Annotated in this window: 24 protein-coding genes; 9 read left to right on the forward strand and 15 right to left on the reverse strand. The window is 69.0% G+C overall.

Features of this window, described 5'->3' with window-relative positions:
- Window positions 1–47 precede the first annotated feature (47 nt).
- The 5 genes from ACWPN7_RS32805 to ACWPN7_RS32825 all read right to left on the reverse strand — a co-directional run bounded on the left by ACWPN7_RS32805 (window position 48) and on the right by ACWPN7_RS32825 (window position 6,796).
- Window positions 48–1,304 carry a right-handed parallel beta-helix repeat-containing protein gene (locus ACWPN7_RS32805; RefSeq protein ID WP_459197475.1) on the reverse strand — a complete coding sequence of 419 codons (1,257 nt, stop codon included), beginning with the start codon at window positions 1,302–1,304 and terminating at the stop codon, window positions 48–50.
- 19 nt (window positions 1,305–1,323) lie between these two features.
- Entirely contained in the window at window positions 1,324–1,527 is a 204-nt protein-coding gene (locus ACWPN7_RS32810; protein WP_040137074.1) for a hypothetical protein, read from the reverse strand.
- A gap of 293 nt (window positions 1,528–1,820) precedes the next feature.
- On the reverse strand, window positions 1,821–2,861 hold the full coding sequence (locus ACWPN7_RS32815; protein ID WP_459197474.1) for a polysaccharide deacetylase family protein: 1,041 nt from the start codon (window positions 2,859–2,861) through the stop codon (window positions 1,821–1,823).
- 36 nt (window positions 2,862–2,897) lie between these two features.
- Entirely contained in the window at window positions 2,898–3,779 is an 882-nt protein-coding gene (locus ACWPN7_RS32820; protein WP_081863365.1) for a glycosyltransferase, read from the reverse strand.
- Between the two features lie 842 nt (window positions 3,780–4,621).
- On the reverse strand, window positions 4,622–6,796 hold the full coding sequence (locus ACWPN7_RS32825; RefSeq protein ID WP_492273728.1) for a carbohydrate-binding domain-containing protein: 2,175 nt from the start codon (window positions 6,794–6,796) through the stop codon (window positions 4,622–4,624).
- Between the two features lie 430 nt (window positions 6,797–7,226).
- Here ACWPN7_RS32825 and ACWPN7_RS32830 point away from each other — a divergent pair, with 430 nt between their 5' ends.
- The gene (locus ACWPN7_RS32830) at window positions 7,227–7,373 is read left to right on the forward strand and encodes a hypothetical protein (RefSeq protein WP_014242013.1); all 147 of its coding nucleotides are present in this window, start codon (window positions 7,227–7,229) and stop codon (window positions 7,371–7,373) included.
- Window positions 7,374–7,396: 23 nt separating this feature from the next.
- Here ACWPN7_RS32830 and ACWPN7_RS32835 read toward each other — a convergent pair whose 3' ends face one another.
- A complete protein-coding gene (locus tag ACWPN7_RS32835; protein ID WP_014242014.1) occupies window positions 7,397–7,858 on the reverse strand; it encodes an Lrp/AsnC ligand binding domain-containing protein in 462 nt (153 codons plus the stop codon).
- Window positions 7,859–8,026: 168 nt separating this feature from the next.
- On the opposite strand from ACWPN7_RS32835, the gene proC reads away from it, so the two are divergent.
- A complete protein-coding gene (gene proC / locus ACWPN7_RS32840; protein ID WP_459197472.1) occupies window positions 8,027–8,911 on the forward strand; it encodes a pyrroline-5-carboxylate reductase in 885 nt (294 codons plus the stop codon).
- 82 nt (window positions 8,912–8,993) lie between these two features.
- Window positions 8,994–12,734, forward strand: coding sequence for a trifunctional transcriptional regulator/proline dehydrogenase/L-glutamate gamma-semialdehyde dehydrogenase (putA, locus tag ACWPN7_RS32845; RefSeq protein WP_459197471.1), 3,741 nt, complete (start codon window positions 8,994–8,996; stop codon window positions 12,732–12,734).
- A 60-nt stretch (window positions 12,735–12,794) separates the two neighbouring features.
- Here putA and ACWPN7_RS32850 read toward each other — a convergent pair whose 3' ends face one another.
- Entirely contained in the window at window positions 12,795–12,983 is a 189-nt protein-coding gene (locus ACWPN7_RS32850; RefSeq protein ID WP_040137066.1) for a hypothetical protein, read from the reverse strand.
- A 211-nt stretch (window positions 12,984–13,194) separates the two neighbouring features.
- Between ACWPN7_RS32850 and ACWPN7_RS32855 the strand changes: the two genes are divergently transcribed.
- Window positions 13,195–14,235 (forward strand): MBL fold metallo-hydrolase, encoded by a 1,041-nt coding sequence (locus ACWPN7_RS32855; protein WP_137117337.1) that lies wholly within the window; start codon window positions 13,195–13,197, stop codon window positions 14,233–14,235.
- Window positions 14,236–14,251: 16 nt separating this feature from the next.
- Here ACWPN7_RS32855 and ACWPN7_RS32860 read toward each other — a convergent pair whose 3' ends face one another.
- The gene (locus ACWPN7_RS32860; RefSeq protein WP_459197470.1) at window positions 14,252–14,959 is read right to left on the reverse strand and encodes an extensin-like domain-containing protein; all 708 of its coding nucleotides are present in this window, start codon (window positions 14,957–14,959) and stop codon (window positions 14,252–14,254) included.
- Window positions 14,960–15,177: 218 nt separating this feature from the next.
- Here ACWPN7_RS32860 and ACWPN7_RS32865 point away from each other — a divergent pair, with 218 nt between their 5' ends.
- Window positions 15,178–15,486, forward strand: a complete 309-nt coding sequence (locus ACWPN7_RS32865) for a hypothetical protein (protein ID WP_040137061.1) — start codon at window positions 15,178–15,180, stop codon at window positions 15,484–15,486.
- Window positions 15,487–15,500: 14 nt separating this feature from the next.
- Here the strand turns inward: ACWPN7_RS32865 and ACWPN7_RS32870 are convergent, their stop codons facing one another.
- The 5 genes from ACWPN7_RS32870 to ACWPN7_RS32890 form a co-directional block, all read right to left on the reverse strand.
- The gene (locus ACWPN7_RS32870; protein WP_014242023.1) at window positions 15,501–15,932 is read right to left on the reverse strand and encodes a hypothetical protein; all 432 of its coding nucleotides are present in this window, start codon (window positions 15,930–15,932) and stop codon (window positions 15,501–15,503) included.
- Window positions 15,933–16,071: 139 nt separating this feature from the next.
- Window positions 16,072–16,407: a hypothetical protein gene (locus ACWPN7_RS32875; protein ID WP_014242024.1), complete on the reverse strand. Its 336-nt coding sequence runs from the start codon at window positions 16,405–16,407 to the stop codon at window positions 16,072–16,074.
- A 59-nt stretch (window positions 16,408–16,466) separates the two neighbouring features.
- Window positions 16,467–17,285, reverse strand: a complete 819-nt coding sequence (locus ACWPN7_RS32880) for an anti-sigma factor family protein (RefSeq protein WP_040137059.1) — start codon at window positions 17,283–17,285, stop codon at window positions 16,467–16,469.
- A 3-nt stretch (window positions 17,286–17,288) separates the two neighbouring features.
- Complete coding sequence (locus ACWPN7_RS32885; protein WP_201044089.1) at window positions 17,289–17,807, reverse strand: sigma-70 family RNA polymerase sigma factor; 519 nt, start codon at window positions 17,805–17,807, stop codon at window positions 17,289–17,291.
- Window positions 17,808–17,899: 92 nt separating this feature from the next.
- Window positions 17,900–18,286 carry a cytochrome c maturation protein CcmE domain-containing protein gene (locus ACWPN7_RS32890; RefSeq protein ID WP_040137057.1) on the reverse strand — a complete coding sequence of 129 codons (387 nt, stop codon included), beginning with the start codon at window positions 18,284–18,286 and terminating at the stop codon, window positions 17,900–17,902.
- Window positions 18,287–18,471: 185 nt separating this feature from the next.
- Here ACWPN7_RS32890 and ACWPN7_RS32895 point away from each other — a divergent pair, with 185 nt between their 5' ends.
- Window positions 18,472–18,846, forward strand: coding sequence for an ArsR/SmtB family transcription factor (locus tag ACWPN7_RS32895; RefSeq protein WP_200775352.1), 375 nt, complete (start codon window positions 18,472–18,474; stop codon window positions 18,844–18,846).
- 10 nt (window positions 18,847–18,856) lie between these two features.
- Here the strand turns inward: ACWPN7_RS32895 and ACWPN7_RS32900 are convergent, their stop codons facing one another.
- Together ACWPN7_RS32900 and ACWPN7_RS32905 are read right to left on the reverse strand one after the other, a co-directional pair.
- Window positions 18,857–19,231, reverse strand: a complete 375-nt coding sequence (locus tag ACWPN7_RS32900) for a rhodanese-like domain-containing protein (protein ID WP_459197469.1) — start codon at window positions 19,229–19,231, stop codon at window positions 18,857–18,859.
- A 2-nt stretch (window positions 19,232–19,233) separates the two neighbouring features.
- Complete coding sequence (locus tag ACWPN7_RS32905; RefSeq protein WP_459197468.1) at window positions 19,234–19,629, reverse strand: efflux RND transporter periplasmic adaptor subunit; 396 nt, start codon at window positions 19,627–19,629, stop codon at window positions 19,234–19,236.
- A 180-nt stretch (window positions 19,630–19,809) separates the two neighbouring features.
- Between ACWPN7_RS32905 and ACWPN7_RS32910 the strand changes: the two genes are divergently transcribed.
- From ACWPN7_RS32910 to ACWPN7_RS32920, 3 genes are all read left to right on the forward strand, one after another.
- Window positions 19,810–20,013, forward strand: a complete 204-nt coding sequence (locus tag ACWPN7_RS32910; protein WP_040137050.1) for a YgaP family membrane protein — start codon at window positions 19,810–19,812, stop codon at window positions 20,011–20,013.
- A 104-nt stretch (window positions 20,014–20,117) separates the two neighbouring features.
- On the forward strand, window positions 20,118–21,971 hold the full coding sequence (locus ACWPN7_RS32915; RefSeq protein ID WP_081863338.1) for a sensor histidine kinase: 1,854 nt from the start codon (window positions 20,118–20,120) through the stop codon (window positions 21,969–21,971).
- Window positions 21,961–22,572 carry a response regulator transcription factor gene (locus ACWPN7_RS32920; RefSeq protein WP_040137048.1) on the forward strand — a complete coding sequence of 204 codons (612 nt, stop codon included), beginning with the start codon at window positions 21,961–21,963 and terminating at the stop codon, window positions 22,570–22,572. The genes ACWPN7_RS32915 and ACWPN7_RS32920 overlap by 11 nt, the downstream gene beginning before the upstream one ends.
- Window position 22,573: the final 1 nt, after the last annotated feature.

Below are 22,573 nucleotides of genomic sequence, written 5' to 3' on the forward strand. Positions count from 1 at the left end.
CGTCCCTTGCCCGGCCCGCGGCTCGCCCGCGGACGTCGGGGCCAAGGTCAGCGCACGGATTCCGGCCGCATTCCGGATGCTTCCTGCACAGGTCCTCCCGATGGTTGTTTGGCCGATGGTTGTTTGGCCGATGGTTGGTTGGCCAATGGTTGGTTGGCGGTGGTCCCGGTCCGGGTTTCGGTTTTGGCCTCTGTTCTTGCGTCGTTGCTGACCCGGTTGCCGGTGACGGTCTTGCCGATGCTGTCGGCGATGATGATGGCGGCCCGCTTGCCGTTGCGGTGGAAGAGGTTGTCGCGCAGTTCCAGCGTGATCGAGCCGTTGCCCTTCTGGTGCTGCAGGACGCCGCCGTTGTTGTCGTAGAACTCGTTCTCGTAGACCCGGTAGGTGACGTCGATCCCGCGGTTCTGGCCGAGCGAGAGGCCCGCGTCGGCGTTGCGGAAGATGACGTTGCGGTAAATCTCGGTGCTGGACTTCGCCAGGATGCCGGCGCCGCGCGGGTTGTCGTGGATCAGGTTGTCGTGGATCTTCAGCGCGCTGCCGGCCTGCCCCTGGTCGTGGTAGAGGCCGTGGGAGCGGCCTTCGTCGCCGTTGACGCCGTTGTTGAAGACCCGGTTGTGGGCGATCTCGCCGGTCAGGATGCGCCCGTTCCAGCCGGAATAGACGCCGCCGTCCTTGCGCCAGCCGTTGTCGGCGATGGTGTTGCGCGTGATGACCTGGTCGGTGTTGTCCGCGGCGTAATGAACGATCCCATAGGCGCCGTTGCCGGTGATGGCCGACCCGTCGATCCGCAGTCCATCCGACGTGCCGGCAACGACGATTCCGGAGCCGCCGTTGCCCGCGACCGTCACGTTCGTCACCGACACGTTGCGCGCCCGCGGGCCGAGCAGCAGGCCGGTGTCGGCCGCGCCGGTGATCGTCAGCCCGTCGAAGGCGACGTTCGTCCGCCCGTTCAGATTGACCGCGACCGAGGAACCCCGCGCGTCGATCACCGGAGCGTCGCCCTTGCCATAGGCGCCATAGGTGATCGGCCGGTCGGTCGTGCCGGAGGAGGAGGCCAGAAGGCTGCCGCGCCAGCTCTCCCCGCGCTCGAACAGCACGCGGCTTCCCGGCGGAAAGGCGGTGGCGTTCACCTTCTCCAGCGTCTTCCACGCCTCCTTCGGGCCGCGGCCCGACCGGCGGTCGTCGCCGTCCGTGGCATCGACGTAAAAGACCGGTGCATCCTCAGCGTTCCGGCGCGCGCTGACGAACAGCGACGGCTGGGCGGGACGCTCGATGGCGGGGGGAGGCGGGGGCAGGGAATCCATGGGTCCGTCTCGCGCGGCCTTACACGGCGACGCGGATCAGCGCGTAGGCGAGGCCCCAGGCCGCCAGCGCGCAGCCGGTGCACAGCAAGGCCCATCCCGCCCGCTGGAGATCGAGCATGGGTGGAGCGGCGCGGTCCGTCGCCTTCGGAGCGGCGTCCGTCGGAAGGACGTCCGCAACCCCAACAAGCAGGTTCGTGCTGGCCGGCGTGGCTTGCTCGATCATAGCGATCTCCTCGCGGGGGGCCTGATAAGCGGAAGGGCCGGCGATTAAAACCGCAACGTGTCCCTGTTGCGGTATTTTGTGTTACATCGCGGACAAATAAAGGGAAATGAAAAGGGATCACGCTTAAGCGATCAGGCTACGATAAGGGGGCATTCCAAAGGGAGGAATAGGCATTCTCTTTGGAATTGCTGAGTGGCGTTCTCCCGTAATGCCGATGCCAACGGCAAGAACTCCCTCCCCATGGCGGAGGAGGGAGCCTTCCATAGGTCGGACCGCTTATCCGGCCAGACCGTTCATCCGGCCAAGGCGCGCTTCATGTTGCCGGCACCGCCGCGCAGCAGGCGCTTGACCAGCTGCTGCTTCGCGGGCGCCGGACCGTTCTCGAAGCAGATCCGCTGAATCCGCCGTTGCGGACCGCCGCGGCGCGGCCAGGAGGTGCCGAAAGTGACGTCGACCCCATCGCCGTACAGTTCCCCGAACAGCGCCTCGGGCAGGCCCTCGTCCGAATAGGGGAAGGCGAAGGAGCCGCAGCCCGGGCCGAACAGCTCCCGGATGCCGGCGACGCTGCCCGTCACCTCCTCCTTCCGCTGCTCCGGCGTCAGCAGGCGGTGGTTGGGATGGTCGAAACCGTGGGCGCCGATCGACACCCCCTCCGCCATCAGGTCCGCGATCTCGTCGCGGGTCAGATAGGGCTTCTGGTCCGCCAGGAAGCCGGCCGTGTCGAACTCCAGCACGGTGGCGATCTCGTCCAGCACGGCGCGCTGGTGCCAGCTCACCTTCATGACGCCCGCGGCGGGGTTGGCGGCGACGGCGCCCGTCCGCGCCAGGGTGGCGGCGCAGACGGCGCGGCGGGGATCGGCCTCCGCCAGCCGGCTCAGCCGCTCCGCCAGAAGGCTCGCCTTGTGCCGGTAGAAGAGCGTCTTGTTGTCGAGGAAGTTCAGGTTGAGGTACAGCGCCGGACGGATGCCCTTGCGGCGCAGGATGGGCATTGCCACCTCCGCGACCTCGCGCATGCCGTCGTCGAAGGTGACCAGCAGCGACGGGCGGCGGATCTCCGGCCCGCCCAGGGCCGCCCCGGTGACCGTGGGCAGGTCCGTCGGCTCGAAGTGCTTCAGGAGGAAGTCGAGATCCTCCGTGAACTCCTTGGGCGTGCGGGGCCGGTAGATGTGCTTCAGATGGTCCGGCACCGTGTCGCAGACGGCGTGGTAGACGACGGCCAGCACCGGGCTGCCGTAGGCGTGATGGCAGGCGGTCCCCAGCGGGTTGCGCAGCGCGTCCGTCCACCGGAGCCGCCGGCCCAACCCGCCACCGGAAATCACGTCGGCAACGCTCATTCATGTCCTCCCGCGGAAGGGTCAGAGGGCAGAGGGTCAGAGGGCGTCCGCGCCGTCGGGGGCGAGGCGCTTGGGCTGCATCATGGCGCTGTGGATTCGGGCCATGGCCTGCGCCTCGGTCGGCGTGCGGACCAAGCGGTACAGCATCCTCTTCAGACCTGGCGGCGTCAGCCGGAAGCCGATCTGAAGCGAGGCCGTGGCCAGGAATTCCGAGTTGGTCAGGAATCCCGACCGCCAGCACCACACCCGGAAGGCCCATTCGTTGACGGCGTAGCGCAACCCGCCGCGCCGGACGCGCTGGGCCATGCTGGTGCGGAAGAGGAGCAGCGCCTCCTGCACCGTCTCCATCCGCGCCCCGGCCTGAAGCAGGCGGACATAGAGGTCGTAGTCCTCCAGATTGCCGAAGCAGGAGCGGTAGCCGCCGATGGCGTTCAGCGCCCGCCGCCGCACCATCATGGTGGGGTGCGACAGGACGCAGTGCCACTTCATGCCCTGGCTGATTTCCTCATGGGTCTCCGGGCTGCGCTTCACGCAGGTGATGGCGCCGGGGTCCTGTTCGAACTCCGCATGCCAGGAGAAGGACGCGTCCAGCGACCCCTGCTCGGCGAAGGCGCGCGCCTGCGTCTCGAAGCGGTGGGGCAGGCAGATGTCGTCGCTGTCCATGCGGGCCACCAGATAGCCCGTGCAATATTGCAGCCCATCGTTCAGCGCACGGGCCAAGCCCCCCTGGTTGCGCCGTCGCACCACCACGAGCCGGCAGGCGTTGGACGCCTGATAGCGGGCGATGACCTTCTCCTGTTCCTCCCCGATCCGTCCGTCCACCACCAGCACGCATTCGCGCGGGAGAAGCGTCTGCGTATAGACGCTCTCCAGCGCGGCCTGAAGGTTGTCCGCCTTCTCGCCGGCGTAGGTGGCCATAAGCACGCTGATCGATTGAGTGTCCCGACCGTCCCTCGGTCCGCTCACGTGATTCATACCTGGTCTCCACCCCTCTTGTCGTGGCGACGCGGACGGCGACCGGTGGTCCGGCCATCGCGCGCCGCCCGCGAAGAGCGACGCGCGATGGCCATGACCACGGACACCGCGGCCCTGGGAATGGAGGCGTGTGCGTGCCGCCCTGAGCCCCGCTCCCGCGGCACGCGCGCGGAAGCGGTTTCGGCGTTCCTTCCCCGTGGCCGTCGGTTGGGCGCTTGTGCGGCGCCAGCCGTCCCGTCCTTGTCGTCGTTGTCAGTGCCTTTTTTGCCCTGTCTCGTCCCTTTCCTGGTCGGTTCTGTCGGGGTCTTCCTCCGGTCCGCATCCCGGACTAGGACACCCCTGGCCGTCGTATCGGCCGGTGCCGATGCACGCATAGGCACGGAATAGGTCTGTGGACGCTATCAAAGGGCGGAAGGCGGGTAAACCTACATAAAGTGCAAGATAAATATCCCCTTCGCAGCGTCCCAAAGGGAAAGCCGTCTGCCACTTTGGTGGATTTGGGAGAAAGCGGGGGATGCCGCGCGCACTGAGCAGAAATAACGGCTGATCGTCATGAAAAACCGGCGAAGAGGGGTGGAGACCGCTCTTCATCACTCGGGCAAGGCGCATCTTATTGTGCAATGCACAAGAAATGGTGGCCGAGGCGACGTCGCCGGGCGGGCTGTGCTTCCGATTATTGCCGTTTTGTGGCGTGAGCGGAAGCCCGAAACGCCGCCCTCAAACGCCAGCGCCCGGCCACAAGGGGCCGGGCGCGGACGTTGCCGAAGGGTTGGAACCCCCGATCGTCAGATGATCGGGTTGGCCTTGGACACCGAAGAGATGGTGTTGTTGGTCACCGTCTGCTTGATGCTGTCGGCGATGTTGATCGCTGCACGGCCGTTGTTGTTGTAGAAGGTGTTGTCGTACAGGCTCAGCGTGATCGACCCGCTGCCCTTCAGGTGCTCCAGAATGCCGCCGTTGTTGTTGAAGATCTCGTTGCCGTAGATCTTGTAGGTGACGTTGGTGGTCTGGTTCTGGCCGAGGGAGATGCCGACGTTCGAGTTGCCGTAGATCGTGTTGTTGTAGATCTCGGTGCTCGACTTGGCGAGGATGCCGGCGCCGCGCGGGTTCGAGTAGATCACGTTGTCGTGGATCTTCAGCGTGCTGTTGGCCTGGCTGTGGTCGTGGTACAGGCCGTGCGACCGGCCGTCGCCGCCGCCGCTGCCGTTGTTGAAGATCGTGTTGCCGGCGATCTCGCCGCTCAGGATGCGGCCGTTCCAGCCCGAATACACCGCATCGGTCCGCCAGCCGTTGTCGCTGATGATGTTGTTGGTGAAGTACTGGTTGGCGTTGTCGGCGGAGTAGTGGACGAGGCCGTAGCCACCGTTGCCGTCGATCGTCGAATGATCGATGCGCAGGTTGTTGGAGGTCCCGCTGATCACCACGCCCGAACCGCGGTTGTCGATGATCTGGGAGTTGGTGACCTTCACGTTGTTGGCGCCGCCGTTGAGCAGCAGGCCGGTGTCGTTCGAACCCGTCATCGTCAGGTTGTCGAACGTGATGTTGTCCTTGTTGTTCAGGCTGACGGCGAAGCTGGCGCCGCTCTTGGCCTTGATGATCGGGTCGGCGCCGGTGCCGTAGGCGCCGTAGATGATCGGCTTGTCGGAGGTGCCGGAGGTCGAGACCAGCAGGCTGTCAGTCCAGGTCTCGCCGCGCTCGAACAGGACCAGCGAGCCCGCGGCGAAGTTGGTGGCGTTCACCTTGGCCAGCGACTTCCAGGCCTGGTTCGGGTCATGGCCGGAGTTGCTGTCGTTGCCGTGCGTCGCGTCGATGTAGAAGACCTGCGAGGCCGGGGTCGCCGGATAATCCGACGTGCCGCCGCCCGGGTTCGACGGCGCGGGCGGGGCCGTCGGCGTGGTCGGCGTGGTCGGAGTCGTGGGGGTGGTGGGCGTCGTCGGTGTGGTGGGCGTCGTGGTCGAGGAGGGGAAGAAGTCCTTGGGCGCGGCGACGACCAGCGTGCCGTTCCACCACATGCCGGACTGGCCCTTCACCACGTCCTTGCCGTCCAGCGCGCCCTTGTCATAGGTCACCGAGGCATCGGTCGGGTTGACCGCGTTGCCGTTGATGGTGATCTTGTTGACGATCAGGTTGCGGTCCTGGCCGTTCACGAAGCCGTCGTTGTCGTACTGGATCTGGACCTTGTGGGCCTGACCGGGCGCGATGTCGGCGGTGAAGCTGTAGTCCTTGGCGGTGGTGCCGGCGGAGCCCTCGCCGATGACCTTGCCGTCCACCATCACTTTGAAGTGCGGGGAGACGCCGCCCGCCACGTTGCCGGCGGCGTTGACGACGATCTTCGTGGCGCCGGTCACTGCCTCGGCGGTCGCCGCGGGGAAGAAGTCCTTGGGCGCGGCGACGACCAGCGTGCCGTTCCACCACATGCCGGACTGGCCCTTCACCACATCCTTGCCGTCCAGCGCGCCCTTGTCGTAGGTCACCGACGGGTCGGACGCGTCGAGCGCGTGGCCGTTGATGGTGATCTTGTTGACGATCAGGTTGCGGTCCTGACCGTTCGCCATGCCGTCGTTGTCGTACTGGATCTGGATCTTGTGGGCCTGATCCGCCGTGACGTTGGCGTTGAAGGTGAAGTCCTTGGCATCGGTGCCGGCGGAGCCTTCGCCGATGACCTTGCCGTCCACCATCACCTTGAAGTGCGGGGCGACACCGCCCGCCACATGGCCGGCGGCGTTGATGACGATCTTCGTGGCGTTGTCGGCGGTCGCGGCGGCGTCGGCCAGGGCCAGCGGCTGCGCGGTCTGCAGGGCCTGCGCCTGGAGGAGGCTGGCCGGCGTCGCGAAGCCATCGGCGGTGGACACGGAGGTCTCGCTGATGGTCAGATGCGACGTGTCGGCGCCGAGATCGCCAGCGTAGTTGGTGTGGTCGGTCAGATCCTGGTGGTGAAGGTCGATACCCAGATCGTCCATGGTCTGCACTCTCTTCCTTGTGGGGGCGCCACCGCGATTGGTGGCCAGCGGGGCCGGCACGCGGTCGGTGCGTCCCCATCCTTTCGGTTGGCGCTTTCGCCTTTTGGCTTACCCCTTAAGACTACCCACTTCGCTGTGGCCTTAAATGGGACGATTTTAGGATAATAAATCTCAAATACGTGACATCCTGGTCACAGTGAGGCCGATCCGCCCCGGTGGCGGGGCGATTTGGTGTCACAACCGGTGGGAAATGCCTTGTCGATACCCATCGCAGCGGCGATGCCGGGAAGAGCGGTGCGCAGCCAACGATGGCAGCGATGCGGACAATAAAGGGGATCTCTCCGGAATCAGACCATCCATTGACTCGGGTCAATCCGCCGGAGCCGGTCCGGGCGTAGCCTTCCCTCCATGCATTGCAAGGAGAGATGACATGGAGACGATGGTCTTTCTGGTGCTGGCGCTTCTGCTGACCGGCTTCCTGACCGCGCTGTCGGTGCTGGGCATGGCCACGCTGCACGCCACGGTGCGGGTCATTCTTCCGGCCCGCCGCCCGGTGGCTCCCGTTCGGGTGTCCTGACCGGACCCCTTACATGAAGTGAGTCAGAGGGGGAGGGGGCCGTCGTTCTTGACCTCCTCCATCACCGCGTAGGTTCGGGTTTCCCGGACGCCGGGCAACGACAGCAGCACATCCCCGAGGAACCGCCGGTAGGCCGCCATGTCGGCCACCCGCGTCTTCACCAGATAGTCGAATCCGCCGGCCACCATGTGGCACTCCAGGACCTCCGGCGCGTGTCGGATGGCCTGGGCGAAGCGGTCGAACACGTCGGGCGTCGTCTTGTCGAGCAGCACCTCGACGAACACCATCAGGCCGAAGCCCAGCCGGTGCGGATCGAGCCGCGCCGTGAATCCCGTCACATAGCCGTCCTTCAGCAACCGCCGCATCCTCTCGCCAGCGGTCGTGGGCGACAAGCCGACCCGCTCCGCCAGATCCACGGCGGAAATCCGCCCGTCCATCTGCAAAATCGCCAGGATGCGCCGGTCGGTCCGGTCAAGCTCCGTCATTTTAACGCTCCATGCCATCTATATCCGTTGATATCGCGGACAAAAGGCAAAAACAACCGTGGAGGCACGGCGAACTCCGCGATAGTCTGCGGATGCCGCAGTGGAACAAGCAAAACAAAGCGGACGCTGCGGCTTTGAAAAGACGAATTGGATCGGGTGAGAGACACCGTGACCTTCGACATTGGCCCCAATGCTGCGGATGGCGCCGGATCGGCGCCGGGCGGCGGCACGATCCTTCTGCTGGGTGCCGGACGCATGGGCGGCTCCATGCTGCGCGGCTGGCTGGCGCAGGGCGTGCCGGCCTCCGCCATCTCGGTCGCCGATCCCAGCCCCGCACCGGATCTGGTCGAACTGGCCGCACGGACCGGCGTCCGCGTGAGTCCGGCGGATAGCGTCGCGGTCGATGCCGCCCCAGTTGATACCCTCGTGGTCGCGGTCAAGCCGCAGATGGTGGAGAGTGCCGCCGCGGGCGTGCAGGCGATGCTGGCGCCGCACACGCTGGTGCTGTCGATCATGGCGGGCAAGACGCTGGCCGACCTGCGCCGCCTGTTCCCGGCGGCGGGCAGCGTGGTGCGGGCGATGCCCAACCTTCCGGCGGCGGTCGGGCGCGGCGCCACCGTCGCGGTCGCCGAGGCGGGGTGCCCTGCGGATCGCAAGGAGCGCGCCGCGTCCCTGCTGACCGCGGTCGGGAGCCTGGAGTGGCTGGCCGACGAGGCGCTGGTGGACGCCGCCACGGCGCTGTCCGGCTCCGGCCCCGCCTATGTTTTCTACCTCGTGGAGTGTTTGACCCGCGCCGGGGTGGAGGTCGGGTTGCCCGCCGACGTGTCGGAGCGGCTGGCCCGCGCCACGGTCGAGGGGGCGGGGGCGCTGATGGGCGCCACCGGCCAGCCGGCGGCCGAGCTTCGCGCCGGCGTGACCTCGCCCGGCGGGACCACGGCGGCTGGCCTTTCCAAGCTGATGGCCGATGACCACCTCCAGAGTCTGTTGAACGCGACCCTGCGCGCGGCGGCCCAGCGTGCCGCCGAACTGGGCGGAACCGGCCCGAAAGCCTGACCCGAAAGCCTGAGAAGCACACCCCTTTTCACCATCAGGGACCGGCTCGCCCCCGGCCTGCGGATTCGAGCGGACGACACCGATGAACAGCATGACCAACCCGACCGCCACCCGGGCCGACACCCGGACCGCCCCCCCGTCCGCCGCCCCCGTCGGCGTGGCGCCCTTCGCGGACTTCGCTCCGCCGATCCGTCCGGCGACCGAGCTGCGCGCCGCGATCACCGCCGCCTACCGCCGGCCCGAGCCGGAATGCCTGCCCTTCCTGTTCGAGCGGGCGTCGCTGCCGCCGGGCATCGTCACCGCGGCGGCGGCCACCGCCCGCAAGCTGATCACCGCCCTGCGCGCCAAGCCGCGGGGCCGTGGTGTCGAAGGGCTGATCCACGAATACAGCCTGTCCAGCCAGGAAGGCATGGCGCTGATGTGTCTGGCGGAGGCGCTGCTGCGCATCCCTGACCACGCCACGCGCGACGCGCTGATCCGCGACAAGATCGCCGGGGGCGACTGGCAGGCCCATCTCGGCAAGGGCGGCTCGATGTTCGTCAACGCCGCCACCTGGGGCCTGCTGATCACCGGCAAGCTGACCTCGGCGGGCGGCGAGCAGGCGCTGTCCTCCGCCCTGACGCGCCTGATCGCGCGCGGCGGCGAACCGCTGATCCGCCGCGGCGTCGATTTCGCCATGCGCATGATGGGCGAGCAGTTCGTCACCGGCCAGACCATCCAGGAGGCGCTGACCAACGCCCGCCCGATGGAGGCCGAGGGCTTCCGCTATTCCTACGACATGCTGGGCGAGGCGGCGCTGACGGCGGAGGACGCCGCGCGCTACTACGCCGACTACGTGAACGCCATCCACGCCATCGGCAAGGCGTCGGCGGGGCGCGGCGTCTATGAGGGGCCGGGCATCTCCATCAAGCTGTCGGCGATCCACCCGCGCTACTCGCGCGCCCAGGCCGACCGGGTGATGGACGAGCTGCTGCCGCGCGTGAAGGCGCTGGCGCTGCTCGCCAAGGGCTACGACATCGGCCTGAACATCGACGCCGAGGAGGCCGACCGGCTGGAGCTGTCGCTCGACCTGATGGAATCGCTGTGCTTCGATCCGGATCTGGCGGGCTGGAACGGCATCGGCTTCGTCGTCCAGGCCTACGGCAAGCGCTGCCCCTACGTCATCGACTTCCTGATCGATCTGGCGCGGCGCAGCGGCCACCGGCTGATGATCCGTCTGGTCAAAGGCGCCTATTGGGACAGCGAGATCAAGCGCGCCCAGCTCGACGGGCTGCCCGACTTCCCGGTCTACACGCGCAAGGTCTACACCGACGTCTCCTACGTCGCCTGCGCCCGCAAGCTGCTGGCCGCCCCGGAGGCGGTGTTCCCGCAGTTCGCCACCCACAACGCCCAGACGCTCGCCACCATCTATGAGATGGCCGGCAGCGACTTCCAGGTTGGCAAGTACGAGTTCCAGTGCCTGCACGGCATGGGTGAGCCGCTCTACAAGGAGGTCGTCGGCCCGCTGAAGCGGCCCTGCCGCATCTACGCGCCGGTCGGCACGCACGAGACGCTGCTGGCCTATCTGGTCCGCCGCCTGCTGGAGAACGGGGCCAACAGCTCCTTCGTCAACCGCATCGCCGATCCGGCGGTCCCGGTCGATGAGCTGGTCGCCGACCCGGTGGCGGTCGCCAGGGCCATCGCCCCGACGGGCGCGCCGCACGCGCTGATCGCCCTGCCGCGAAACCTCTACGCGCCGGAGCGGGCGAATTCCGCCGGCATCGACCTGTCCGACGAGACGGAGCTGGCCCGCCTGTCCGCCGCCCTGTCGGCCAGCGCCGAAATGACCTGGACCGCCGCGCCGCTGCTGGCGGACGGCGAGCGGGCGGGGCAGGCCCAGCCGGTGCGCAACCCCGCCGATCGCCGCGACGTGGTGGGCTCGGTGACCGAGGCGAGCGAGGCCCTGGTGGCGGAGGCCTTCGGCCACGCCGTCGCGGCGGCGTCCGCCTGGGCCGCCACCCCGCCGGAGGAGCGCGCCGCCAGCCTGTTCCGTGCGGCCGACACCATGCAGGAGCGGATGCCGACCCTGCTCGGCCTGATCGTCCGCGAGGCCGGCAAGTCGCTGCCCAACGCCATCGCCGAAGTGCGGGAGGCCATCGACTTCCTGCGCTACTACGGGGCGCAGGTGCGCGACCGTTTCGACAACGCCACCCACCGCCCGCTGGGGCCGGTGGTCTGCATCAGCCCGTGGAACTTCCCGCTCGCCATCTTCTCCGGCCAGATCGCCGCGGCGCTGGCCGCCGGCAACCCGGTGTTGGCGAAGCCGGCCGAGGAAACCCCCCTGATCGCCGCCGAGGCCGTGCGCATCCTGCACGCGGCGGGCATCCCCGCCGGGGCGCTCCAGCTTCTCCCCGGCGCGGGCGAGGTCGGCGCCGCCCTGGTCGGGCACGAGGCGGTGCGCGGCGTGATGTTCACCGGCTCCACCGAGGTAGCGCGGCTGATCCAGCGCCAGCTCGCCGGGCGCCTGCTGCCGGACGGCGCGCCGATCCCGCTGATCGCCGAGACCGGCGGCCAGAACGCCATGATCGTGGACAGCTCCGCGCTGGCCGAACAGGTGGTCGGCGACGTGATCGCGTCCGCCTTCGACAGCGCCGGCCAGCGCTGCTCCGCCCTGCGCATCCTCTGCCTGCAGGAGGACGTGGCCGACCGCACGCTCGCCATGCTGAAGGGCGCCATGCGGGAACTGCGCATCGGCAACCCGGACCGGCTGGCCGTCGATGTCGGTCCGGTCATCAGCGAGGAGGCCCGCGCCACCATCGCCGGCCATATCGAGGCGATGCGCGCCAAGGGCCGCAATGTGGAGTTCCTGCCGCTGCCCGCCGAGACGGCGGACGGCACTTTCGTCGCCCCGACCGTGATCGAAATCGGCGGCATCCATGAGCTTGAGCGGGAGGTCTTCGGCCCGGTCCTCCACGTCGTCCGCTTCCATCGCGACGATCTGGACGCGCTGGTCGACGCCATCAACGCCACCGGCTACGGCCTGACCTTCGGCCTGCACACCCGCATCGATGCGACCATCGAGCGGGTCACCGGGCGGATCGGCGTGGGCAACGTCTACGTCAACCGCAACACCATCGGCGCGGTGGTCGGGGTGCAGCCCTTCGGCGGCCACGGCCTGTCGGGCACCGGACCCAAGGCGGGCGGGCCGCTCTACCTCTCCCGCCTGCTCAGCCGCCGTCCCAAGGGCTGGCTTGAGTTCCGCGGTCCGGACGCGGCGCGCGGGGCCGGGCTGGCCTACGGCGAATGGCTGCGCGCCAAGGGCTTCACGGCGGAGGCGTCACGCTGCGCCGGCTATGCGGCGCGCAGCGCCATCGGCGGCGGGGCGGAGCTGAACGGCCCGGTGGGCGAGCGCAACCTCTATGAACTGCATGGGCGGGGCCGTGTCCTGCTGCTGCCGCAGACGCGGACGGGCCTGCTGCTCCAACTCGGCGCGGTCCTGGCGACGGGCAACAGCGCCGCGGTGGACGCCCCGCCGGAGCTGGCCGAGCTGCTGCACGGCCTGCCCCCGGCGCTGGCCGCGCGGGTGCGGACCACGGCCGATTGGCGGGACGTCGGGCCGCTCGCCGCGGTTCTGGTCGAGGGCGACCGTGAGCGCGTGACCGCCATCAACCGGCGCGTCGCGGAGCTGCCTGGCCCGATCCTGCTGGTGCAGGCGGCGACCGCCGAGGCGCTGGCGGCGGGGCGGGGCGAGGGCTACGACCTCGACCTGCTGCTCAACGAGCGGTCGATCAGCGTCAACACCGCGGCGGCCGGCGGCAACGCCAGCCTTGTCGCCATGAGCTAACCTGGGAAGCTGACCTGGGAGCTGACGGCTTCGAACGGGTCGGGGTGGGCGGCGCGCCGCCTACCCCGCAACCTCGTGTTCGATCACCAGCTCTTCGTCGTCGATGCGCAGGAAGGACCCGACCTCCAGATCGCCCCGTGCGATGGCGTCGTTGATGATGATCTGCGCCTCCGCGAGTGTGATCGTCCGGTCGTCGAAGAAAACCGGCCCGTCGGCGTGGCGGATGATCCTGAATGTTGCGGTGGTCATCCGGGTATTCTCCTTTGGCAATGCCCTTTGGTTAACCGATGCGCGGCCCATTCGTCGCGAATCCCCCGATGCTCCCGCGGCGGAGTGGGCATGGAACGAAACACGAGGTGCGTCAATGGTCGGAATGTTCTATCTGCGGATAGTTGACCAGACGCGAACCAACGGGTAGCCAAGAGGTTGGGGGCACCGCAGCGCAAGGAGGATCACCAGGGTGAAAGACGACGCCGAACTCATCCGCCATCCGTTTTCCGAAGCACCGGACAATGGAACGGTCCGGGAGGTGGCGCCGGGTGTGCTGTGGCTGCGCCTGCCGCTGCCCTACGCGCTGGACCACGTCAACCTCTACCTCTTCGAGGAAGGGGACGGCTGGGCGCTGTTCGACACCGGGCTTGGCGACGACGTCAGCCGCGACTGCTGGGACCGTCTGCTGCGCGGCCCGCTGGGCGGCAAGCCGATCGTCCGGCTGGTGGTCAGCCACTTCCATCCCGACCATGTCGGTCTGGCCGGCTGGCTGCACGAGCGTTTCGCCCCGCCGCTGCACATGACCCAGAGCGAGTATTACTACGCCAAGCTTCTGCAACAAGGGCGCGACCCCCAGGCGTTGGAGGCGCAGGAGACCTTCTACCAGACCGGCGGCCTGTCGCCCGACGAGATCCAGCAGATGCTCGGCCGCGGCCTCAGCTACCTGAACCGCACGACCGGGCTGGCGCCCAGCTTCGAGCGGATGATCCCCGGCCAGACCCTGCGGCTGGGCGGGCGCGACTGGCGCATCCTGACCGGCGGCGGTCATTCGCCGGAACAGGCGATGCTCTATTGCGCCGCCGACCGGCTGTTCCTCGCCGCCGATCAGGTCATCGCGCGCATCTCCCCCAACGTCAGCGTCTCGGCGATGCAGCCCAAGGCCGACCCGCTGGGGCTCTACCTGTCGTCATTGGCGGCGATCCGGGAGGAGGTGGCGGCGGACGCGCTGGTCCTGTCCGGTCACAGGCTGCCCTTCTACGGGCTGGACCACCGCACCCGCGCGCTGGAGGCCCACCACGCCGACCGCTGCGCGCAAATCTCCGAGGCTTGCCGTGCCAAGCCGCTGAGCTGCAAGGAGCTGGTGCCGGTGCTGTTCCGCCGCGCGCTGGATTCCCACCAGCTGAGCTTCGCCTTCGGCGAGGCGCTGGCCCACATCAACCACATGGTCGGGCGCGGCGAGCTGCGCACCGAGACGCGCGCCGACGGGGTGCTGGCCTACCACAGCGCTTAAGCGTGCGGGAGACACCTCAGCGACAGACGCGGTAGGGCCCCATGTCGAGGTGGAAATGGTCGCGATGGGCCTCGTTGTAGTCGGGGCCCAGCACCGCGCGGAAAACCTCGCAGGCACCATCGCGCACCTCGCGTAGGAAGGCGCCTTTACGTCCATCCGCCGGACTCCAGTCGCCGGGCAGGGCGATGGTGGTGCCGTCGGCCAGAGTGAAACCGGCGATGTCGAGGGCGTTGGCGGTGGCGTGCTCGCTGCGGCGCCCCTCCGCCCGGCCGTAGACGTTGCGGCAGGCGTAGCTCCCCAGATGCCGCACCCGCGTCACCCGCTGCCCGAAATGCCGCTGCGCCGCGGGCTGGAGCGTGTGCGTCTCGAACAGCATCCAGGCGGCGGCGAGCGGGCAGGTGACGGTGAAGCCACTGTTGAAGGCCACCGCCGAGCGGCTGACCTGCACCGCGTCGGTCAGGCCGCAGCCCGGACCGGTCTGCCGGTCGGGCACCGGACTGAAGCGCAGGCCCGCGTCGCCCAGAACGGCGTGGCACTGCCGGGGCGCGCCGTCCAGCCGGGACAGCTTGAGGCGGGTCAGCAGGTTCGGCGCCTCCGCGATGTCCAGCGGCGCCCAGGGGGCGTAGCGGGGAGGAACCGTGACCGCGCCCGTTCCCACCATCGCCGCCCCGCCCATGGCGGTCAGAAGCAGCAGGGCCGCCGTCCAGCGCAAGAACCGTCCCATACGTCTGCCGTCACTCCCCATTGCCGTGCCGCAAGGATGAACAGCCGGGATGGTCGCGCGGCTTCCCCGGAATGTATTCCCCCTAATTGCTTATGAACCGGCGGTGGGGGCGGACTGTTGTCCAAGCGGCGGTTCATCCGTTCGTGCAATTGGACGGAGCGTGACTTCCATGCCACAGTTCCAGCGTTACCCTTCGTCACGCGGTGAGGGAGAGTCCGATGTCCGATGCACACGATGAAGTCCTGGCCATGCAGGGCCGGACCGAACGCGCGAATTCCACCATCCCGCTCACCGCTTCCTCCGCGCTGGCCTCCGCCGCCGCGCTGTTCCGGAAGATCGAAACGCCCCCGCCTCCGTCCCCGCCGGCCGAGGAGTGGATCGTCGGCGACGCCGGGGCCTTTGGCATCGGCGCCTACGGTCGCCTGCCCACAGCGGTTCCCGCGGCGTCGGTGGCGCCGGAACTGCTGGCGCGGCGGGAGCTGGCGGCACGGCTCGACGGCGGGATGGCCGAAGACAACGCCGGCTGAGGCGCGATCATCGCTCAGCCGTCCTTGCGGTACAGGGCGACCAGCGCCGTGAGGACGGCGGGATCGTCGTAGCGGCCGAGGAACAGGTCGCCGATGGCCCGGCGCAGCAGGATGCTGATCCGGGCGCGGGCGCGGCCATGAACGGCGCCCTCCAGCCGTCGGCAGCGGTTGCACAGCAGGCGGACCCGCTCGACCGCCGAGCGGGTGATGCGCAGCGCCTCGACGCTGACCAGGATGTCGGTGGTGGCGGCGTATTCGGTGGCCTCCGGCCAGGGCACGCGGCGCCCGCGGCCGTCGCGCCACGTCTCGTCCGCCCCGTCGTACCAGCGACCGTCGGGCAGGCAGCGCACGACGACTCCGTCGGGCCGCCCACAGCAGCGGCAGCGCAGGTTTCCCGAGGTTTCCCCCACACGCACCGGGTCGAGATAGGGCGCACGGATCTGCATCCGGCTCCCGGAGCGTATCTGCCTGCCCCGCATCGGCTGTCCCATTCCCTGGCTTGAAATCCTCATCCGGGGAGAGGTCCCCGGCGGGACGGGGACCATGGCACGGAACGGCCGGTTCCGCGCGTGACTTCTGCGCGGATCAGGCTGCGAAGGGCATCAGGAACAATGTGACTGAGGCCAGCGTGAAGGCGGCCATGGAGCGGCGCCCCACGGCGACGGCGGCCTCGTCCTGCCCGCTCTCCTCCAGGCGCAGCGCCAGGAAGCCCTGGGCCATGCCCGACGCGAAGGTGATGATGTGGATGATGGCGAGGCCGGGCAGCGCGTCCAACCCCAGCAGCAGGGTGACCGCGCCCAGCACCATGCCGTTGAAGGCGGCCTGCCGCAGGATCGGTTCCCAATGCTCGCGGGCGACGAAGGTTTCGACCATGTCCAGCGGATGGCCGTTCCGCTCGTCCGGATCGGTGTACAGGCTCATGGCTGGGCTCCACAGGTTCGGTGGGGCTCCGCCCGACAGGGTCTCAGGGCGGTGCGGTGTCAGGATCGGCGGATGCTGTCCGCCATCTTCTTGGCGACGGTCAGCAGATCGCCGTCGGCCTTGTTGCCGGTGACGGTGTAGGCGACCAGCCCGGCCCGCCAGTAGACGAGCCGCAGGCTGTCGTGCACCACGGTTTGCAGGGTGCCGTCCTGCGCCGGCTCGCCTGACGCGACGAAGAGGGTCAGCAATTCGCCGTCCGGTTCCCTGTAGAGAAACTGGAGAGCGGTGCCATGGTTCCATGGCACGATGCTGGCCCGGATCAGGGTCAGTTCCGGACCGATGGCGGGAAGCGCCACCGTCATGCCGCGGCCCTCCGGCAGCGGCACCTGGGCGGTCTGCGCCGGGACCGGCGTGGCGTCCATCTGGGGTGGGGCCGGCTGCAGCGTGTTGAGCGCGACGGCCTTGGAATGCGCCTCCGCCGCCTCGTCGGCGAAGGCGGGGACGTCGTCGATTTCGCCGGCCAACTGAGGCCCGGTGCCCGCGCCCGACTGCACCCACACGGTCAGGCTCCACCCCCCCATGACCAGCAGCATGGCGGCGGCCAGCGGGGCGACCCGCCGGGAGAAGCGGTCCATGTCCAGGCGCCAGCGCAGGCGCCCGGCCAAGGTTTCGGTCTCCTGCACCGAAACGGCGGCCATCATGTCCAGGCCCAGCTTCAGCATTTCCTGCTGGTGCCGGTATTCATGCAGCTTGGCGGCCAGGGCCGGGTTGGCGGCCAACTGCGCCTCGAAGGCGGCGCGGCGGCCCGGCTCCATTTCGCCGTCCATGTAGAGATGCAGGTCGGCGTCCTGGTTGAGGCTGATGGGATCACCGCCCATGGCTCACCTCACCGCCCGCAGGACGGGCTGGGCACGATCCCGGTGCCCCATCTCCACGCGCAGCGCTTCCCGCCCGCGGGCCAGGCGCGACATCAGCGTGCCCAGCGGGATGTCCAGTTGGCGGGCGGCCTCCTGGTAGCTCATCCCCTCAACGGCGACGAGGGTAAGGACGCGGCGCTGCTCGTCCGGAAGGGTGGAGAAGGCCTCGATGGTCCGCATCAGCTCGACATGGTCGGGCTGGTTGGGCGGCATCTGCCCGTAGGTCATCGCCTCGATGGCCGAGGCGCCGCGCGCCCGCACCTGCTCCCGCCGCACCCCGTTGACGTGGACGTTGTGCAGGATGCCGAACAGCCAGGACCGCAGGTCGCCGTTCGGCCGGAAGGTCCGGGAGCCGGAAATGGCGCGCACCAGCGTCTCCTGCACGAGATCCTCCGCGTCGTCGCGGTTGCGCGCCAGCGCGAGGGCGTAGCGGCGCAGGGAGCGCAGTTGATTCGACAGTTGGTCGCGCAGGCTGAACGTCACGTCTCCACCCCGTGGACTGGATTTTCCCGAATTCCTGCTCCGTTTTCGTTTCGGGAGGGCCTTTTAATCCCGGGGCGGGACGCTTTGTGCGGTCAATCGTCGTCGCGGTCGCGGGACGGCCGGTGCAGGGAGCCATCGGCGAGGATGACCTCGCTGGCCAGCAACCCGCCCTTGTGGGCACGTCCGGTGACGGTGATGGGCGCGCCTTGGGCAATGCCTTGCGGCAGGGCGCCGCGCATCCTGACATCCGTCCGTGCGCTGTCGTCCTGAACGGTCATCCAGTTGACGCCCACCGCGGCGACCGACCCGGAGACGGTGCCGCCCCCGGTCCGCAGCACCTCGGCGACCGGCTGCGGCGAGGCGGCCTGGACCGTGCGGTGCCGCTCGCCGGCGTCGGCGGGGCCGGACAGCAGAAGGGCGGCGAAGGCCGCGGCCAGGACGGGGGTGGCAAGAACGGGGAGGGTGGTGGAAGGGCGCATGATCCTGTCTCCATCGCAAGGGGCGGGAGGTCCGCCCGAACAGGAGGGATCATGGCAGGGCGCGGCTGAGCCTCGCCTGAACGGGGCGTTCAACCGCGGTTCAGGAAGGCTGCTCACAAACCGCTTGATCGGCGGGGGGCGGCCCATAAATTAGATATATCTTATTTGAAGGGCGGATGAGGCCCATGTCGTCCACCGAGCCACCTGCCGAGCCAGTCGTTGAGCCGCCGCTCGACCCCGCCGAGCTGGAAGAGCGGGCAACCGAGGCGGAAACCTTCCTGCGCTCCATCGCCAGCCGCCACCGGCTGATGATCCTGTGCAGCCTGCTGGACGGGGAGATGGCGGTGGGCGACCTCGCGCGGCGGCTCGGCCTGTCGACGTCGAACCTGTCGCAGCATCTTGCCAAGCTGCGGGACGAGGGGCTGGTCGCCACCCGGCGGGACGGCACCTCGATCCACTACCGCATCGGGTCGGACCGGGTGCGTCCGATCCTGCTGGAGCTGTACCGCCAGTTCTGCGTTGGCGCGCGCTGCGTGGCCGATGCGGACCCCAGCCCTTGAAACACTCCTCTCAGCGCTTGACCGGGCCGGACGCGGCCATCCAGGCGGCCATGCCGCCGCTCAGCCGGTGGATGTCTCCGGTGTAGCCGCCGGCCACCATTTTGGCTGAGGCCGGGCCGCAGCGCCGCCCGCTCTGGCAATGGAAGACGAGATGCTTGCCCGTCGCGTCGGGCACGTGGGCCGGGTCGAACTGCGACAGCGGCACCAGCGTGGCGCCGGGGATGTGGCCGGCGCGGTGCTCGTGCGGTTCACGGACATCGACGATCACCGCCGATCCGTCCTTCAGCCAGCCCATGACGGTGGCGGCATCGACAGTCTTGATCTGGTCGCTCATGGCGTTGGCGCTCCGGTTGAAGCCGAGACGGCAAAGAAGGGTCTTGAGCATGGTCATCCCTGAAGGTTGGAACGGTCACGACGGTCGGCGGCGTCCCCGCGCAGGACGATGTGGATCGCCGGAATCACCAGCACCGTCAGAAGCGTCGAGCTGAACGGCCCGAACAGCACCGCGCGCCAGCGCCGGGGCGCCTGGATGCGCGCGTCCAGCGCGGCGAGTTGGAGCGGCAGTTTGGGGTCGCGCACGGTCGCGATGACCTGCCCGAGGGGCACCTTGTCGCCCTCCGTCACCGTCAGGTCGGCCACCGTGCCGCCGATTCGGGTGCGGGCCAGCGTCTCGCGCATGCTCTCCACCGTGGCGAAGACGGCCTTCAGGTCCTCCACCGGGCGCGGCTGCACGGTCAGGCTGCCGGGCTCGGCCGCCGTCGCGGACAGGGGCAGGAGGACCACAAGCAGGACGAGCAGCGCCTCGCGGGCTGGCGTGTGTGGGAGGAGCGAGCGGGGGCATGGCGGGCCACTTCGGACGGGGGGAACGGAACTCAGTGTGTCTTGACTCTATATATTAGAGATTACTAAATTAGTGGCAACGAATGAAATGACCTTGCCAACCAGCACAGAGGAGACCACACCATGAGCATCGACCGCGTCGTCATGGCTTTCGCCGGAACCATGATCCTGCTGAGCCTCGCCTTGTCCCAGATTCACGGCCCGAACTGGCTGTGGCTGACCGCCTTCGTCGGGGCCAACCTGCTCCAGGCGGCCTTCACCGGCTTCTGTCCGCTGGCGATCGTGCTGAAGCGGATCGGCCTGCGCCCCGGCGTCGCCTTCCCCTGAGCGCATGCGGCCACGCGGATTGAAAGCGGCAGCGTAAGGGTGTATGCGGCGCGTCGGGGGCCGTTCCGGCGGTTCCCCACGTCTTCACCCGTCCGAAGGATGCCATGCGGTTCACGGTCCGCCCGGGTTGCCTGATGCTGGCGCTGCTGGGGGTGCTCTCCGCCGGGCTTCCCGCCCGGTCGGCGGAGCCGCCGATCCGCGTCGGCGTGCTGGCCTACCGTGGTGGCGACCACGCGAACGCCGTCTGGGAACCGACCGTCCGTTATTTGGCGGACCGCTTTCCGCAGCGCGGGGCGGAGATGGTGCCGCTCGACCTGCCGGGCATGGACGCGGCGGTGGCTGCCGGCAGCGTCGATTTCGTGCTGACCAACACCGGCAATTACGTGGAGCTGGAGGCCCGCCACGGCGTCACCCGCATCGCCACGCTCCATTCCTCCCGCTCCGGCGCGTCGGGGGCGGCGGTGGGGTCCGCTCTGATCGTCCGCGCCGGGCGCGACGACATCCGGTCCTTGGCCGACCTCAAGGGAAAGACTGTGATGGCGGTGGACCCCGACGCCTTCGGCGGCTTCCAGGTCGCCTGGGGCGCGATGCTGACGGCCGGGGTCGATCCCTATTCCGACTTGAAGGAGCTGCGCTTCTCCGGGTTCCCCGTGGACCGCGTCGCCTTCGCCGTCCGCGACGGCGCGGTGGACGCCGGCGTGCTGCGCGCCTGCGTGCTGGAGGAGCTGGCCCAGGAAGGCCACCTCGACCGCGCGGGTTTTCAGGTCGTCGGTGCCCGGACGGAGCTGGGGTTCGGCTGCGCCCTGTCCACCGGCCTCTATCCCGACTGGCCGCTCGCCCGGCTGGCCAACACGCCGGAGGATCTGGCGAAGGCGGTGGTGGTCGCGCTGTTCCAGATGCCGGACGGCCATCCGGCGGCGCTGGCCGGCGGCTATGAGGGCTGGACGGTGCCGATGGACTATCAGCCGGTCCACGGGCTGTTCCGCAGCCTGCGCATCGGCCCCTACGAGCATCTGCGCGACGTCACCCTGCTCGACCTCGCGCGCGAGCATTGGCATTGGCTGGCGCTAACGGCGCTGGCCCTGCTGTGGTGGGCGGTCCATTCGCTGCGGGTCGAGCATCTCATCAAGGTGCGCACCGCCGAGCTGCGCGCGGCCAACCGCGAACTGCGCCGCGAGATGGCCGAGCGCCGCCGCGCCGAGGACACCGCGCGGGAACGGCAGAAGGAGATGGACCACGTCGCCCGCCTCTCCATCCTCGGCGAGATGGCCAGTAACATCGCGCATGAGCTGAACCAGCCGCTGGGCGCCATCGCCAATTACGCCCGCGGCTGCACGCGGCGGCTGGAGGCCGGGGTGGGCAGCACCGCTGAGTTCGCCGAAGCCTCCCGCGCCATCGCCGCCCAGGCCGACCGCGCTGGGCAGATCATCGCCCGCATCCGCGACTTCGTGCGCAAGCGTACCGTCCAGCTGGAGCCGGCCGACGTCAACGGCGCAGTGGAAGCGGCGCTGCAGCTCTGCGAGGGGCGCGCGCGCAGCGGCAACATTCCGGTCACCCGCGAACTGGCGCCCGGCCTGCCGCCGGTCCTGGCCGACCGGGTGCAGATTGAGCAGGTCGTCCTGAACCTCGTCAAGAACGCGCTGGACGCTATGGATGATGGGGCGGACGGCGCGGCGTGGGAGGGCAGGGGCGTTACCGTGCGCACCGGCCTGGAAGCGGATGGGCGGGTGGAGATCGCCGTCGCCGACCGCGGGCACGGGCTGTCGGAGGACGCGCGGGCGCGCCTGTTCGATCCCTTCTTTACCACCAAACCCGGCGGCATGGGCCTCGGCCTGTCGATCTGCCGGACCATCGTGGAAAGCCATGGCGGCCATCTCTGGGCCACCGATCATCCGGGCGGGGGCACCGTCGTGCGCTTCGTCCTGCCCGCAGCGGAGGAGAAGGTCAATGCAGGCTGATGCGGCCCGCACCGTCTACGTGGTGGACGACGATCCGGCGATGCGCCACTCGCTGGGCTGGCTGATCGGCTCGCTGGGCGTGGCGGTGGAGTCTTTCGGTTCCGGGGAGGAGTTCCTGCGCGCCATGCGCGCCGACCGGCCGGGCTGCCTCGTCACCGACGTGCGGATGCCGGGGATGAGCGGGCTGGAGTTGCAGGACACGCTGGCCCGCGCCGGCTCCGTCCTGGCCGTCGTGGTCATCACCGGCCACGGCGACGTGCCGATGGCCGCCCGCGCCTTCCGCGCCGGGGCGGTGGACTTCATTGAGAAGCCCTTCAACGACCAGCTCCTCCTCGACCGGGTGCACGAGGCGCTGGAGACGTCCCGGCGGGCGTGGGAGGCGCAGGCGCGCAAAGCCCATGTCCGCGCCCTGCTGGGCCGCCTGACCCCGCGGGAGCGGCAGGTCGCCGATCTGGTGGTGCAGGGCAAGCCGAACAAGGTGATCGCGGCGGAGATCAACCTCAGCCTGAAGACGGTGGAGGTCCACCGCCACAACGTCATGGACAAGCTGGAGGTCGCCTCCGTCTCCGACCTGACCCGGCTGCTTCTGGAAGCGGAATAAA

This window comes from Azospirillum sp. UENF 312511, assembly GCF_058780635.1.

Excerpts from the sequence above, each read along its gene's own strand:
- ACWPN7_RS32805 (WP_459197475.1), bottom strand. The coding sequence starts at position 1,304 with ATGGATTCCCTGCCCCCGCCTCCCCCCGCCATCGAGCGTCCCGCCCAG.
- ACWPN7_RS32810 (WP_040137074.1), bottom strand. The coding sequence starts at position 1,527 with ATGATCGAGCAAGCCACGCCGGCCAGCACGAACCTGCTTGTTGGGGTT.
- ACWPN7_RS32815 (WP_459197474.1), bottom strand. The coding sequence starts at position 2,861 with ATGAGCGTTGCCGACGTGATTTCCGGTGGCGGGTTGGGCCGGCGGCTC.
- ACWPN7_RS32820 (WP_081863365.1), bottom strand. The coding sequence starts at position 3,779 with ATGGCCACCTACGCCGGCGAGAAGGCGGACAACCTTCAGGCCGCGCTG.
- ACWPN7_RS32825 (WP_492273728.1), bottom strand. The coding sequence starts at position 6,796 with ATGGACGATCTGGGTATCGACCTTCACCACCAGGATCTGACCGACCAC.
- ACWPN7_RS32830 (WP_014242013.1), top strand. The coding sequence starts at position 7,227 with ATGGAGACGATGGTCTTTCTGGTGCTGGCGCTTCTGCTGACCGGCTTC.
- ACWPN7_RS32835 (WP_014242014.1), bottom strand. The coding sequence starts at position 7,858 with ATGACGGAGCTTGACCGGACCGACCGGCGCATCCTGGCGATTTTGCAG.
- putA (WP_459197471.1), top strand. The coding sequence starts at position 8,994 with ATGAACAGCATGACCAACCCGACCGCCACCCGGGCCGACACCCGGACC.
- ACWPN7_RS32850 (WP_040137066.1), bottom strand. The coding sequence starts at position 12,983 with ATGACCACCGCAACATTCAGGATCATCCGCCACGCCGACGGGCCGGTT.
- ACWPN7_RS32860 (WP_459197470.1), bottom strand. The coding sequence starts at position 14,959 with ATGGGACGGTTCTTGCGCTGGACGGCGGCCCTGCTGCTTCTGACCGCC.
- ACWPN7_RS32865 (WP_040137061.1), top strand. The coding sequence starts at position 15,178 with ATGTCCGATGCACACGATGAAGTCCTGGCCATGCAGGGCCGGACCGAA.
- ACWPN7_RS32870 (WP_014242023.1), bottom strand. The coding sequence starts at position 15,932 with ATGCAGATCCGTGCGCCCTATCTCGACCCGGTGCGTGTGGGGGAAACC.
- ACWPN7_RS32875 (WP_014242024.1), bottom strand. The coding sequence starts at position 16,407 with ATGAGCCTGTACACCGATCCGGACGAGCGGAACGGCCATCCGCTGGAC.
- ACWPN7_RS32880 (WP_040137059.1), bottom strand. The coding sequence starts at position 17,285 with ATGGGCGGTGATCCCATCAGCCTCAACCAGGACGCCGACCTGCATCTC.
- ACWPN7_RS32890 (WP_040137057.1), bottom strand. The coding sequence starts at position 18,286 with ATGCGCCCTTCCACCACCCTCCCCGTTCTTGCCACCCCCGTCCTGGCC.
- ACWPN7_RS32895 (WP_200775352.1), top strand. The coding sequence starts at position 18,472 with ATGTCGTCCACCGAGCCACCTGCCGAGCCAGTCGTTGAGCCGCCGCTC.
- ACWPN7_RS32900 (WP_459197469.1), bottom strand. The coding sequence starts at position 19,231 with ATGCTCAAGACCCTTCTTTGCCGTCTCGGCTTCAACCGGAGCGCCAAC.
- ACWPN7_RS32910 (WP_040137050.1), top strand. The coding sequence starts at position 19,810 with ATGAGCATCGACCGCGTCGTCATGGCTTTCGCCGGAACCATGATCCTG.
- ACWPN7_RS32915 (WP_081863338.1), top strand. The coding sequence starts at position 20,118 with ATGCGGTTCACGGTCCGCCCGGGTTGCCTGATGCTGGCGCTGCTGGGG.
- ACWPN7_RS32920 (WP_040137048.1), top strand. The coding sequence starts at position 21,961 with ATGCAGGCTGATGCGGCCCGCACCGTCTACGTGGTGGACGACGATCCG.